Source organism: Chryseobacterium edaphi (assembly GCF_025628985.1).
In the GTDB taxonomy this organism is placed as follows: Bacteria; Bacteroidota; Bacteroidia; order Flavobacteriales; family Weeksellaceae; genus Chryseobacterium; species Chryseobacterium edaphi.
Window position 1 is genome coordinate 166,672 of sequence record NZ_JAOTEM010000003.1, and the last position, 13,396, is coordinate 180,067.

The window sequence follows — 13,396 nt, forward strand, 5'->3', positions numbered from 1 at the left end:
AAGCTGTAAAATAAACAATATTATAGTTTGTTTTATTCGTGAAAATATTCGTTCTATGTGTTTAAAATAAAAATCATGAAGAATGATTACTCCGAAAGTTTGTTCAAATTTTTCTAAAAAATTTTCGGAATATCTCTGCTTCCGTGAAGCACCCTCACAATTCGAATATGTAAATCCAGAATTCGGTAAAATATAACATGATTGTCTTTTGGGAAACTGTATAAACCTTCTTTTATTTCATTCCTTCTTCTGCCGGATTCAGGATTTTCAACTAAATTTTGAAAAACATCTTCAATTTCCAGTAGATATTTTTCCGCTTGGTCGAATCCGAAATTAAGTCTAGTATAATCAAAAATATCTTCCAGATCTTTATCCGCAAATTCAGAAAGAATATAGCTCCTTCTAGTCATTGTTGCTTTTCATCTCCTCTTTTTTCGAACGAAGAATATCTTTTATGGATCGGTTACTTGATAAGCCGTCCCAACCCTTTTCAACTTCAACTTTCAGACCTTCAATCACTTTATGACGATAATATTCGTGAAGACGTATAGCATCTCGTACCACCTCACTAGCATTCTGAAAATCACCAGATTCTATCTGCTCAGAAATATAATCTACTTGTTTTTTTGTGAAACTAACATTCATTTTTTAATCTTTAGAACAAAGTTAATAAACAATGTCTAAATTTAGCATATATGGATAATTTAATTTTAAAATAGAGTCAATTGTTGCGAAAACTGATCCTGAAATTTAGAAGTACTTCCGCCAATCAAGAGTTTTTTCAGATTGAAATCTGTCAGATGTCTCAGAAAAACATTTCCTGCATTAAAATCAATAAAATATTTAGCACGATTTACAGCTGCGCCTAATTTTTGTAAATTTTCAATTGTCAGAACCTGAAAACGTCTCGCTGAAACAATTTTTTTTGCAGTTTTCACACCGATTCCTGGAATTCTCAGAATCATCTGATAATCCGCACTCTGAAGATTGATCGGAAACTGATCAAGATGTCGAAGCACCCAACTTAATTTCGGATCAACTTCTAAATCTAAAAACGGCATTTGCGGATCTAGAATTTCATCTGCTTTAAATCCATAGAAACGCATCAGCCAATCCGACTGATACAAACGGTTTTCCCGAAGCATCGGAACTGCCGTTGTCAAAGCAGGTAATCTGTTATCTTCTAAAACCGGAACGTAACCGGAATAATAAACTCTTTTAAGATTATAATTTTTATAAAAATGATCGGCAACTTTGATGATCTGTAAATCATTTTCATTAGTTGCGCCGACAATCATCTGCGTAGATTGCCCTGCAGGTGCAAATTTCGGTACTTTTCTAAAGATTTTCTTTTCTTCTTTATATTGGGTAATTCCGCTCTGAATATATTTCATTGGATTGAGCATATCCTGTCGGTTTTTTTCCGGAGCCAATAATTTCAAACCACTTTCAGTCGGAATTTCAATATTGATAGACAATCGATCTGCATATAAAGCCGCTTCCTTCATAAGAATATCACTTGCACCGGGAATTGATTTTAAATGAATATATCCGTTAAAATTTTCTTCCAGACGGAGCTTTTTTGCGACACGCACCAAACGTTCCATGGTTGTATCTGCATTTTTGAAAATTCCCGAACTTAAAAATAAACCTTCAATATAATTTCTGCGGTAAAAATTGATCGTTAAATCCACCACTTCTTCAACCGTAAATGCAGCTCTTTTAATATCATTTGAACTTCGTGAAACACAATACGCACAATCGTAAATACAGTGATTGGTCAGAAGAACTTTAAGCAGAGAAACACATCGCCCATCTTCGGTATAGGTATGACAAATTCCACTTGCAGAACTATCTCCCAAAGCACCTTTTTTATTTTTTCTGGAACCTCCACTTGACGAACATGACACATCATACTTTGCGGCATCGGCAAGGATTTCCAGTTTTTCTTTCAGACGGTCAAAATTCATAATTTATATTTACTTGATTAAAGGTTTTCAAACACATAAGCTATATCAGATTAAATTTAAATACTTGAAATATTCAGATCACATTAGAGAAAATCCAAGATTTTCACAAACTAATGTGTTCTTATTTTAGCAATGAATCAAAAAACTGCTATGACTAATGTGTTTAAAAAGTTTGGTGACGTTTGCGGTTTGAATCATTTTTGATGTTCAAAAATAAGTCCAAAATTGAGAAATATCACTCTTTTTTAAACCAACTTATCCACAAAAGACAGTAACAAATTTACTATATTTACGGTCATTAAATTATGCGTGTAGTCGTAAACGGTCGATTATTATCATATTTAAAAAATTAAAAATTACTCTATGAATCACACACCGATCGAAGGTTTTTCTAAATTAACCAAAAAGGGGAAAATTGACTGGCTTGTCAATGAATATCTAGACGGAAACTCAGATTATCAAAATATACTCAATCAATATTGGAACGATAATGCAGATCTTCAGAAACTTCATGATGAGTTTTCTGAAAATACAATTTCCAATTTTTATATGCCTTACGGAATTGCTCCTAATTTTTTAATTGACGGAAAATTATTTGCTCTACCAATGGCGGTTGAAGAAAGTTCAGTTGTGGCAGCAGCTTCAAAAGCAGCCAAATTCTGGATTGATAAAGGAGGTTTTAAAACCACGATCATTAATACAGAAAAATTAGGTCACACCCATTTCATTTTCAATACAGAATCTCATAAACTTCAGCATTTTTTTAATTTTAAATTAAAGAAAAAATTGTTTGAAGCTACAGAAAGCATTACGGCAAACATGAGAAATCGTGGCGGCGGAATTTTAGAAATAAAACTCGTTGACAAAACCGCTGAAATGCCTAATTATTATCAGTTGAAAGCAAGTTTTGATACTGTAGATTCTATGGGAGCCAACTTTATCAATTCTTGCCTTGAGCAATTTGGTAAAACTTTAAAAGAAGAAATTTCTTTGGAGCAAGATTTCACACAGGAAGAAAAAGATTCTTTGCAGGTTGTCATGAATATTCTTTCCAATTTTACTCCGGATTGCATCGTAAGAGCGGAAGTTTCTTGTAAAATTGAAGATCTGAAAGACGACAGCGGAATTTCAAACGAAGAATTTGCAAGAAAGTTTAAACAAGCCGTTACGATTGCTGAGATCGAACCTTTCCGTGCGACAACACATAACAAGGGAATAATGAACGGAGTCGACGCCGTTGTGATTGCAACCGGAAACGACTTTAGAGCGACCGAAGCTTGCGCACACGCTTACGCAGCAAAAGATGGAAGATATTCTTCTTTGACACATTGTACAACAGACAACGGAATTTTCAGATTTTGGATTGATCTTCCTATTTCAGTAGGAGTTGTTGGCGGTTTGACCAATTTACATCCTTTGGTTAAATTTTCTTTAGCACTTCTCGGAAAACCATCTGCTCAGGAATTGATGAGTATTTTGGCGGTTTCAGGACTGGCTCAGAATTTTGGGGCACTAAGATCTTTGGTTACGACAGGAATACAGAAAGGTCATATGAAAATGCATTTATTTAATATTTTAAATCAAATGGGAGCAACCGAAGAAGAAAAGCAGCATTTTGTGACATACTTTAAAGATAAAACGGTGACACATCATGAAGTAATTAATGAGTTTAACAGATTGAGAGCTCAATAATGTTTGGAATTATTGTCGCAGCTTTTATGTTGGCTTTCGGAGTTTTTCTGAAGCTGACTAAAGATCCAAGACTTGCTCAGAATAGAAAATTCGCATGGGTTTTTATCGGAATTGGAGCCGTATCATTAATATTTAAGATCTTAAATTATAAATAACAACAGTTCGCTTAAATCTGTTTAATTAAATCTATAAAATGAAAACAATTACTTTAGTCTTCGGAGCCGCTTTCGGAATGTTATCCGTAATTTTAGGCGCCTTCGGAGCACACGCTTTAAAGAAAATTTTATCTGTAGAAAGACTGGAAAGTTTTGAAACCGGAGTAAGATACCAAATGTACGCAGCATTTTTCTTGCTGATTGCAGGTTACATTTTAAAATTTGATACTTCATCTCAAAAATGGATTTCCATATTGATGATTGTAGGAACGATGTTGTTCTCTTTTAGTATCTATGGTTTGAGTTTACAGGATTATTTGGGAGCAAACCTGAAATTTTTAGGCCCGATTACTCCACTGGGTGGATTATTGATGATCTTGAGTTGGGGAGTGCTGATTTTTTATTTTGTGAGAAATCGAATTTAATACATATTAAGCATTTTAAACCATTAGAAGGTTGAGTTTTTAATAATCAAAAGAAAACTATTTTTTAAGATTTACTAAAGTAAAAGTTAAGCGAAATCCTTAAATCAATAAATTGATTCTTAAAAACTTAAACCTTTAATACCTTAATATTTCAAAAGAATTTGGATAAGTACTAAATTTTAACACAAACATATTATAACAAATGATGATCGTAATTTTAAAATAATTTAAAATGAAAATCAACAGACGACGTCGCTTAGTACGGACTTTCAATCTATTAGATCAACCCATCAGATTCAATCCGTTTGTATTCAGCCGTACTTTTTTTATGTGGGCAATTACAGGATTAGTCGGTGGAATTATTGCCGGATTGTACTGGATTTTGCTGGAACATTTCACGGAGTTTTTACATCAGTTCCAAGGTTGGATGGTGATTCCAACGATGGCAATCTCTGGTCTTCTGGCGGGTTTGGTCATTCATTTTATTGGCGATCCGGGAGAAATACATTTGATCGTCAACAACATCAGATTCAACAAAGGAAAACTCGAGCCGAAAAATAATCCATCCATGATTTTGTCGTCACTTTTTTGTGTAGCGTCGGGAGGAAGCTTGGGTCCGGAAGCACCTTTGGTTCAGGTAACCGGCTCCACAGGAACATATTTGGGGAAATTGTTCAGATTGAAAGGTGAAGAATTGCGTTCTTTAAGTATTGCAGGAATGGCTTCAGGTTTTACTGCACTTTTCGGCGCACCACTGGGCGGAAGTCTGTTTTCTTTGGAAATTCTTCATCACAAACACGCAGTAGAATATTACAGAGCGATTATTCCTGCTTTGGTGGCAAGCTGTTTCAGCTACCTGATGTTTGCTTTGATTATCCATTTAGGAATCGGTGCAACCTGGGATTTGAAGGCTTATCATTACACTGGAGTTTACGATTTTGCTTATGCAACCGCTTTTGGAATTGTAGGAACTTTGTTTGGGTGGATCTTTATTTTTGTGGTTAAATTTTTCAAAAAAGCTTTCGAGTACAGAAAATTTCCAATTTACATTAAAACTTTGGTGGGCGGAATTTTGTTAGGAATTATAGCATTCTATTTTCCTTTGACAAGATATTTCGGGCATCACGAAGTGAATGAACTGATTAATGGAAGCTACACACTCAATTTTTTAATCATCATTTTAATTTTCAAAATTTTAGCAATTGCGATTACCGTAACTTCCGGCTGGAGAGGTGGTTTTATAATCCCGTTGTTCTTCGTGGGAACTACTTTAGGATTGATTATTCATCATTTATTTCCGAACGTTGATAAGACTTTAGCGATTGTTAGCTGTATGGCGGCCATTAATGCGTGTGTTACGAGAACGCCGATGAGCACAACTATTATTTTGGGAACTTTAACAGGTTTTACGTATTTCGTTCCTATACTTTTTGCGAGTTTAACAGGTTATTTTATGGCTCCGAAAATTCCGTTTATTGGATCACAATCGGAGAAATTATCTGAAGAATAATTTAAAAATTGAACCATTAAGGTTTATTAAGAAGTTTAGAATAATTAAGTTGAGCTTCGTTTTAAGCAGAACGCTTAAAAAATCTACCTGATCTTTCTTAGTAAAACTCAACACCTAAAATTTCCTAAATGGTCAAAAAAAACTAAGTCTGACTTATCTGGTTTAAACTCAATTTTTATAAAAAACTTCGCTAATGTTTAAGCATTCATCGTCAGAATATGCAAAAAGACGAATAGACTTTTAATTTTTATCCTAATAATCTTGAACTTCCGTGTCTTTTTATTAAATTTGTCAACCTTTAAAAATTAAAATATAATAATAAAAATAATATGAATCTTCACGAGTATCAATCAAAAGAGATTTTATCAAAGTACGGAGTAGCAATACAACGTGGTTTCGTAGCTAATAATGTAGACGAAGCTGTAGCTGCTGCTGAAAAACTTACTGCTGAAACCGGAGCTCAGGCTTGGGTTGTAAAAGCACAAATTCACGCAGGTGGTCGTGGTAAAGGTGGCGGTGTAAAGTTTTCTCCGAACATGGATAAGTTGAAAGAAAACGCTCAAAACATCATCGGAATGCAATTGATTACGCCTCAGACTTCTGCTGAAGGTAAATTGGTAAATTCTGTATTGGTAGCAGAGGATGTATATTATCCTGGAGAATCTGAAACTAAAGAATTTTATGTTTCTATTCTTTTAGACAGAGCTGAAGGTAAAAATACAATCGTATATTCTACTGAAGGTGGTATGGACATCGAGCACGTTGCTGAAGTAACACCTCACTTGATCCACAACGAATTGATCGATCCTACTTTGGGTCTTCAGGGTTTCCAAGCTAGAAAAATTGCTTTCAACTTAGGTCTTGAAGGAAATGCGTTCAAAGAATTCACAAAATTCATCACTTCTTTATACAATGCATATGTAGGAATTGATGCTTCTTTATTCGAAATCAACCCGGTTTTGAAAACTTCTGACAACAAAATTATCGCTGTAGATGCTAAAGTAACTTTGGATGGGAACTCATTATTCCGTCACAAAGATTTGGCTGAACTCAGAGATACAAGAGAAGAAGATCCATTGGATGTTGAAGCTGGTGAAGCTGGTCTTAACTTCGTAAAGCTTGACGGTAACGTTGCTTGTATGGTAAACGGAGCTGGTCTCGCAATGGCTACTATGGATATCATCAAATTATCTGGAGGTAACCCGGCTAACTTCCTGGACGTTGGAGGTACTGCAGATGCTGCAAGAGTACAGACTGCTTTTGAAATTATCTTGAGAGATCAGAATGTGAAAGCAATCTTGATCAATATCTTCGGAGGTATCGTAAGATGCGACAGAGTTGCTCAAGGTGTTGTAGACGCTTACCACGCAATGGGAAGCCTTCCTGTTCCATTGATCGTAAGATTACAGGGAACTAATGCTGTAGAAGCTAAAAGATTAATTGACGAGTCTGGTTTACCGGTACACTCTGCAATTACTTTAGAAGAAGCTGCAAACAAAGTAAAAGAAGTTTTAGCTTAAATCTAAAATTTTTAAATAAATCTAAACCGTTTCATTTTTTGAAACGGTTTTTTTAATACATTTATCTTAAATATTATTGATGAAAAACTTACAAATTCCAAGTCCCTGTTCTGAAAGATGGGAATCAATGTCCTTTCACGAAAAAGGAAAATTTTGTTCGGTTTGTGACAAATGTGTGATCGATTTTACTCAAAAGAAACATCATGAAATCATTAAGATTATAGAAGAAAAGAAAAATGAAAAAATTTGCGGCAGATTTTATAATGATCAATTACAAACTGAAGATTCAAAAATTTTAAATTTAAAAAATAAATTCTTCAAGAATATTCCTACTAATTACCGCAACAGTAGAATTACATTAACTATTTTTTCTTTGGTTTTATTATTAACAGGCTGTTCAAAATCTGGAACAGAAAGACCACCTCTTATGGGTAAAATTAAGATCGAGGAAGACACTATTCCGGAAAACAATCAATTTATTATTGGTGAAGCTAAGATTGAGGATGATTCCTTATTTAGTAAAAAAGACAGCATTAAATAAAGTCATTTCAAAAAATTATCATTTAATTAAATCTAAAATTTTATCGGTCAAAATATTTAGCTGACAAATCTCACAAAGAATTTCGGCGCAAAACTTGTACTTTTATGATCACATGGAAAGGACAGTATTACAACCAAGATTTAAAGAATCACAACATTTCAAAGATTTTTGGGCAAACGGAAACGGAAAACAACTGATTGATTTTTCGGGTGCTGAAGTGAGTTTTAAAGACTTTGACAAATTTTCAAAATACTTTTATCATGTGGATGAGATTGGGGATGAAGTTGTAAAAGAAGTCTATTTCACCAAAAAATACAGCGAAGCTTCAAGAGAAATTGAAAACTATATTCGCAATGGCGTTTCAGAAAATGATGAAGCTCCAGGAAGTGTAAAAAAGTTATTCCGGCAAACACAAACTATTCCTGATTGGCTAGATTATAATTTACTGAAAAAAGGTGCTGAACTCTGTATGCGCGGAAATCTCGATTCTCTTATTTCACTGCGCGATTATTGTCTTATTGGAGGTTACGATTACGCTTATCTCAACAAACCGCTCATTGTTACAGAAGCTCTTAAAAAAGGTGCCGTAAAAAGACTTTCAGAAACTCTGGATTTTTGGGTAAATGTAACAAGATACGATGCTTTGGTAATTCATCAAAAAGGCTATGAATTTGCCATCAAAACAAGACTTATTCATTCTTACGCAAGACTTTCCATCAAAAAACATTATAAAAACTGGGACACAGAAAATTGGGGTGAACCGATTAATTCCTGGGACATGATGGCAACATATATTGGTTTCAGTTTGGTTTTCCTACATAGTCTTCACAAACTAGGAAACACGTTTTCTGAGGATGAAGAAAAAGGACATTTTCACCTTTGGAAATATGTGGGTTATCTTTTGGGAATTCCTGAAGAACTTTTACCTAACGATAAAAAACAGGCAACAGAATATTTTTATTTATGGACTTCCATTCAGCCTTCATCAGATCAGGATTCTGTTTTACTTGCGCACTCTTTACTCAACGAATCGCTGGAAAATCCTATTTTAAAATTTGAATTTCAGAGAAAAAATTTGAGATACCTACACATTTGCTGTACTTGGTATCTTCTTGATGATGAGGTTTGCAAAAGACTTCAGATTCCTAAAGTATCATTTCGCAATGGTTTTCCTTACATTAAAAGATTCCTCAATAAAATTTACGACAATTCTGTAAGTCGGGAAAACCGCATCAAAAAAGGAAATAAAGATCAGATGAAAGTACTGAAAGACTATTTGAGAATTACCCAGAATTCTAATTTTCATTAATTAATTTAATCAATAACCTCTTTCTTCAATTTAATTTTGAATGTAAAAATTTTATCATTTTTTAACGTTAAAAACAAATTCCATCAACAAATATTATTAGCTTTTGAAATTTAAATTATGTAATTTTGATAAATTATTTTAATACGATATGAGCAACATAGATGATAAGAAAAAAGCACTTGCATTGGTGCTTGACAAATTAGATAAAACATACGGAAAAGGAACTGTAATGACGTTGGGAGATAGTGCAATCGACACTACCATCGAAGTTATTCCTTCAGGATCTTTAGGATTAGACATAGCTTTAGGAGTTGGCGGCTATCCGAGAGGAAGAATTATCGAGATCTACGGACCTGAATCTTCAGGTAAAACAACTTTAACTTTACATGCAATCGCAGAAGCGCAAAAAGCGGGTGGAATCGCTGCTTTCATTGATGCTGAGCACGCTTTTGACAGAGGTTATGCAGGAAAATTAGGAATCGATCTTGAAAACCTGATCATTTCTCAACCGGATAACGGTGAACAGGCTTTAGAAATTGCTGACAACCTGATTCGTTCAGGAGCAATTGATATTGTAGTAATTGACTCGGTTGCCGCATTGACTCCAAAAGCAGAGATTGAAGGTGAAATGGGAGATTCTAAAATGGGTCTTCACGCAAGATTGATGTCTCAGGCTTTGAGAAAACTAACTGCTACAATTTCAAGAACAAAATGTACCGTGATTTTCATCAACCAGTTGAGAGAAAAAATTGGTGTAATGTTTGGAAATCCTGAAACTACAACCGGTGGTAATGCATTGAAGTTTTACGCTTCGGTAAGAGTAGACATCAGAAAAGCAAGCGCACCAATCAAAAATGGTGATGAAGCTGTTGGTAGCCGTGTAAAAGTGAAAATTGTAAAAAACAAAGTAGCACCACCTTTCAAAATGGCAGAATTTGACATTATGTACGGTGAAGGTGTTTCTAAAACGGGTGAAATCTTAGATACTGCGGTTGATTTGGGAATCGTAAAGAAAAGCGGATCTTGGTTTAGCTACGGTGACACTAAATTAGGACAAGGTCGTGACGGTGTAAGAGATTTGTTAAAAGACAATCCTGAATTAGCCGAAGAGCTTGAAGGTAAAGTAAAAGAAGAGATTATCAACAACAAGAAATAATTTCTGAAATATAAAATTGAAAAGACAGCTTTTTTTAGAAGCTGTCTTTTTTGTTTCAATACATATAATTTAAGAAAAATAAATTGATAAAAATGCCAATCTGTCACTTTCCGATCGATGGTATTTTTTTTGAGATTTGAAAATCAAATTTAAAAATAAAATAAAATGACAAAAGGAAATATCAATGTTTCGGTGGAAAATATTTTTCCGTTGATTAAGAAATTTTTATACAGCGACCACGAAATATTTTTAAGAGAATTAATTTCAAATGCAACTGATGCAACTTTGAAATTAAAGCACTTAACCAATATCGGTGAAGCAAAAGTAGACTACGGAAATCCGAAAATCGAAGTAAGAATTGATAAGGAAAATAAGAAACTTCACATCATCGACCAAGGTTTGGGAATGACTGCTGAAGAAGTTGAAAAATACATCAATCAGGTAGCTTTTTCCGGAGCTGAAGAATTTTTGGACAAGTATAAAGATTCGGCTAAAGATTCAGGTATTATCGGGCACTTTGGTTTAGGCTTCTACTCCGCTTTTATGGTGGCTGAAAAAGTTGAGATCCTTACCAAATCTTATCGTGATGAAAATCCTGCAGTTCGTTGGATTTGCGACGGAAGTCCGGAATTTACTTTAGAAGAAACTACTGACAAAACTGACAGAGGAACGGAAATTATCCTTCACATAGCAGAAGATTCTACAGAATTTTTAGAAGAAAGTAGAATCCGTGAACTGTTGATGAAATACAACAAATTCATGCCTGTTCCTATCAAATTCGGAACAAAAACTGAAACGCTTCCTTTACCGGAAGGATCTGCAGAAGATGCAGTGGCAGAAACTGTTGAAATTGACAATATCGTCAATAATCCAACTCCGGCCTGGACGAAAGCTCCAAACGAATTGAAAGATGAAGATTATAAAGCTTTCTATCATGAATTGTACCCAATGCAGTTTGAAGAGCCTTTGTTTAATATTCATTTGAATGTTGATTATCCATTTAATTTAACAGGAGTTTTGTTCTTTCCAAAATTGGCGAACAATTTAAACATCGAAAAAGATAAAATTCAATTGTACCAAAATCAGGTGTATGTCACTGATGAGGTGAAAGGTATTGTTCCTGACTTTTTGATGTTGTTGAGAGGTGTGATCGATTCTCCGGATATTCCATTGAATGTTTCCCGTTCTTATTTGCAAGCTGACGGGGCTGTGAAGAAAATTTCTTCTTACATCACGAAGAAAGTTGCCGATAAAATGGTTTCTCTGATCAATGAAAACCGTGAAGATTACAATAAAAAATGGAACGACATTAAAATCGTTATTGAATACGGAATGATTTCTGAAGACAAATTCTTCGAAAAATCTGACAAATTTGCATTGTACCCAACAACTGACGGAAAGTATTTCCTTTGGAATGAACTGGAAGAAAAAATCAAACCTTCTCAAACTGATAAAGATGGAAATTTAATTATTCTTTATGCTACCAATGCTGATGAGCAGCATTCTTACATTCAGTCTGCGAAAGACAAAGGTTACGAAGTTATTCTTTTAGATTCTCCGATTGTTCCGCATTTAATTCAGAAATTAGAAACTTCAAAAGAGAAAATTTCGTTTGCAAGAGTCGATGCAGATCACATCAATAATCTGATTAAAAAAGACGAGCCTGCGATTTCTAAATTAAATGAAACTGAAAAGGAAGCTTTAAAGAAAAGTGTTGAAGAGTCAATTAATGATAAAAAATTCACCGTTCAGTTGGAAGATTTAGACAGCACTGATGCTCCTTTCACAATCACTCAACCTGAATTCATGCGTAGAATGAAAGACATGCAGGCAACCGGCGGTGGCGGAATGTTTGGAATGGGCGGTTTCCCGGAAATGTATAATTTGGTGGTGAACTCTAACAGTGAGTTTGCTACTAAAATTCTGGCTAATGAAAATGCTGAAGAGAAAAGTTCTCAGATTAAATATGCTTTAGATTTAGCTAAACTTTCTCAGAATTTGTTGAAAGGAAAAGATTTGACAGATTTTATTCAGAGAAGCTATAAGCAACTTGAGAAGTAATTTTTTTATTAAACAAACCTTCAAGGCTTTGAGGTCTTGAAGGTTGAATACTTAAATAGTTTCGGCGGAGCCTTTGGCTCCGCCGAAACTATTTTCAATATATTGTAATAGTAATTTACTTAATCAAACCCTCAATTGCTTTTAAAAGTTCTGCCGGTTTTTCATTTACTGCTTCAAGATGATCAAATGAAAACTCGAAAAATTGTTTCGGCTCAGAAGCATTTTTGTAAAGTTCTTCTCCTTGAGAAAAAGGAATCGTTTTATCATTTTTACTATACACAAACAGTTTCGGAAGACCTTCTGTATATTTCACATCTTCTTTTGCAGCATAGACAGATGACAGCATTTCGGCAAGGGCGTCTTTGAATTGAGGAGCAAATACTGCTGCAATATCTGCGAATGAAGACATTCCACCGTCAATTACTAGACCTGAAATTTTATCTTTATTGGCTCTCGCTAAATGTGCTGAAATCTGAGATCCCAAAGAAGCTCCATAAATAATTATTTTTGTGTTTTTCACGTCTTTTCTTTTGGTTACAAAATCAAAGAACTTTTGTCCGTCCTCTGCGATATTGATGTGAGTAGGTGTTCCGGTTGACTTTCCATAACCTCTGAAATCTACCATAACAACCTGAAAACCGTTATCGACTAAAGGTTTGATCATAAATATATAAGTAGAAACATTCCCTCCTGCACCGTGAAAAAATAAAATCGTTGCTTTTGGTTTAGCAGAATTAGGCTTCAGAACAATTGCAGTAATAGTATCCTTCTCAACAGGTAATGCAATTTCTTCATATTTTAAACTTTCAATAGGCTTTAATTCTTTACTTGGCTGGTAAAATTTATCATCAATCTGAGCTTGAAAAAATTGTATAAGAATAATACATAAAAAAGTGATAACAGCTTTAGCTTTCATAGTAGTTGTTTTTATTATTATGAAGTAAAGATAGGTACTGAAAACTGCTTTTTGAAAATTTAAATCACCGAACAGTTCTTTTTAAAGACTCAACTGTCAATTTTTAGTATTGAGTATTTCTTGCGAAAAAGTTAATTGAAT

General features: G+C 34.2%; 13 protein-coding genes. 9 read left to right on the top strand and 4 right to left on the bottom strand.

Features of this window, described 5'->3' with window-relative positions; genetic code table 11:
• Positions 1-113 precede the first annotated feature (113 nt).
• The 3 genes from NZ698_RS13075 to NZ698_RS13085 all read right to left on the bottom strand — a co-directional run bounded on the left by NZ698_RS13075 (position 114) and on the right by NZ698_RS13085 (position 1,970).
• The gene (locus tag NZ698_RS13075; protein WP_263003607.1) at positions 114-410 is read right to left on the bottom strand and encodes a type II toxin-antitoxin system RelE/ParE family toxin; all 297 of its coding nucleotides are present in this window, start codon (positions 408-410) and stop codon (positions 114-116) included.
• On the bottom strand, positions 403-645 hold the full coding sequence (locus NZ698_RS13080) for a type II toxin-antitoxin system ParD family antitoxin (protein WP_263003608.1): 243 nt from the start codon (positions 643-645) through the stop codon (positions 403-405). Before NZ698_RS13080 ends, NZ698_RS13075 begins: the two co-directional genes overlap by 8 nt.
• Before the next feature lie 65 nt (positions 646-710).
• Positions 711-1,970, bottom strand: a complete 1,260-nt coding sequence (locus NZ698_RS13085) for a putative DNA modification/repair radical SAM protein (RefSeq protein ID WP_263003609.1) — start codon at positions 1,968-1,970, stop codon at positions 711-713.
• Positions 1,971-2,333: 363 nt separating this feature from the next.
• Here NZ698_RS13085 and NZ698_RS13090 point away from each other — a divergent pair, with 363 nt between their 5' ends.
• The 9 genes from NZ698_RS13090 (at position 2,334) to htpG (ending at position 12,339) form a co-directional block, all read left to right on the top strand.
• A complete protein-coding gene (locus tag NZ698_RS13090; RefSeq protein ID WP_263003611.1) occupies positions 2,334-3,662 on the top strand; it encodes a hydroxymethylglutaryl-CoA reductase, degradative in 1,329 nt (442 codons plus the stop codon).
• Positions 3,662-3,817 (top strand): hypothetical protein, encoded by a 156-nt coding sequence (locus NZ698_RS13095; protein ID WP_263003612.1) that lies wholly within the window; start codon positions 3,662-3,664, stop codon positions 3,815-3,817. Before NZ698_RS13090 ends, NZ698_RS13095 begins: the two co-directional genes overlap by 1 nt.
• Before the next feature lie 38 nt (positions 3,818-3,855).
• On the top strand, positions 3,856-4,242 hold the full coding sequence (locus NZ698_RS13100; RefSeq protein WP_263003613.1) for a DUF423 domain-containing protein: 387 nt from the start codon (positions 3,856-3,858) through the stop codon (positions 4,240-4,242).
• A 232-nt stretch (positions 4,243-4,474) separates the two neighbouring features.
• A complete protein-coding gene (locus tag NZ698_RS13105; protein ID WP_263003614.1) occupies positions 4,475-5,752 on the top strand; it encodes a chloride channel protein in 1,278 nt (425 codons plus the stop codon).
• A gap of 329 nt (positions 5,753-6,081) precedes the next feature.
• Positions 6,082-7,272: an ADP-forming succinate--CoA ligase subunit beta gene (sucC, locus tag NZ698_RS13110; RefSeq protein WP_047444718.1), complete on the top strand. Its 1,191-nt coding sequence runs from the start codon at positions 6,082-6,084 to the stop codon at positions 7,270-7,272.
• Positions 7,273-7,351: 79 nt separating this feature from the next.
• Positions 7,352-7,813, top strand: coding sequence for an HMG-box domain-containing protein (locus NZ698_RS13115; protein ID WP_263003615.1), 462 nt, complete (start codon positions 7,352-7,354; stop codon positions 7,811-7,813).
• A 112-nt stretch (positions 7,814-7,925) separates the two neighbouring features.
• Positions 7,926-9,122: an oxygenase MpaB family protein gene (locus tag NZ698_RS13120; protein WP_263003616.1), complete on the top strand. Its 1,197-nt coding sequence runs from the start codon at positions 7,926-7,928 to the stop codon at positions 9,120-9,122.
• A gap of 148 nt (positions 9,123-9,270) precedes the next feature.
• Entirely contained in the window at positions 9,271-10,278 is a 1,008-nt protein-coding gene (gene recA / locus NZ698_RS13125) for a recombinase RecA (protein ID WP_263003617.1), read from the top strand.
• 165 nt (positions 10,279-10,443) lie between these two features.
• The gene (gene htpG / locus NZ698_RS13130) at positions 10,444-12,339 is read left to right on the top strand and encodes a molecular chaperone HtpG (RefSeq protein WP_263003618.1); all 1,896 of its coding nucleotides are present in this window, start codon (positions 10,444-10,446) and stop codon (positions 12,337-12,339) included.
• Between the two features lie 115 nt (positions 12,340-12,454).
• On the opposite strand, the gene NZ698_RS13135 is transcribed toward htpG, so the two are convergent.
• On the bottom strand, positions 12,455-13,255 hold the full coding sequence (locus tag NZ698_RS13135; RefSeq protein ID WP_263003619.1) for an alpha/beta hydrolase: 801 nt from the start codon (positions 13,253-13,255) through the stop codon (positions 12,455-12,457).
• Positions 13,256-13,396: the final 141 nt, after the last annotated feature.

What these genes read in the sequence shown, in the direction of transcription:
- NZ698_RS13075 (WP_263003607.1), bottom strand. Translation starts at nt 410, where the DNA reads ATGACTAGAAGGAGCTATATTCTTTCTGAATTTGCGGATAAAGATCTG.
- NZ698_RS13080 (WP_263003608.1), bottom strand. Translation starts at nt 645, where the DNA reads ATGAATGTTAGTTTCACAAAAAAACAAGTAGATTATATTTCTGAGCAG.
- NZ698_RS13085 (WP_263003609.1), bottom strand. Translation starts at nt 1,970, where the DNA reads ATGAATTTTGACCGTCTGAAAGAAAAACTGGAAATCCTTGCCGATGCC.
- NZ698_RS13090 (WP_263003611.1), top strand. Translation starts at nt 2,334, where the DNA reads ATGAATCACACACCGATCGAAGGTTTTTCTAAATTAACCAAAAAGGGG.
- NZ698_RS13095 (WP_263003612.1), top strand. Translation starts at nt 3,662, where the DNA reads ATGTTTGGAATTATTGTCGCAGCTTTTATGTTGGCTTTCGGAGTTTTT.
- NZ698_RS13100 (WP_263003613.1), top strand. Translation starts at nt 3,856, where the DNA reads ATGAAAACAATTACTTTAGTCTTCGGAGCCGCTTTCGGAATGTTATCC.
- NZ698_RS13105 (WP_263003614.1), top strand. Translation starts at nt 4,475, where the DNA reads ATGAAAATCAACAGACGACGTCGCTTAGTACGGACTTTCAATCTATTA.
- sucC (WP_047444718.1), top strand. Translation starts at nt 6,082, where the DNA reads ATGAATCTTCACGAGTATCAATCAAAAGAGATTTTATCAAAGTACGGA.
- NZ698_RS13115 (WP_263003615.1), top strand. Translation starts at nt 7,352, where the DNA reads ATGAAAAACTTACAAATTCCAAGTCCCTGTTCTGAAAGATGGGAATCA.
- NZ698_RS13120 (WP_263003616.1), top strand. Translation starts at nt 7,926, where the DNA reads ATGGAAAGGACAGTATTACAACCAAGATTTAAAGAATCACAACATTTC.
- recA (WP_263003617.1), top strand. Translation starts at nt 9,271, where the DNA reads ATGAGCAACATAGATGATAAGAAAAAAGCACTTGCATTGGTGCTTGAC.
- htpG (WP_263003618.1), top strand. Translation starts at nt 10,444, where the DNA reads ATGACAAAAGGAAATATCAATGTTTCGGTGGAAAATATTTTTCCGTTG.
- NZ698_RS13135 (WP_263003619.1), bottom strand. Translation starts at nt 13,255, where the DNA reads ATGAAAGCTAAAGCTGTTATCACTTTTTTATGTATTATTCTTATACAA.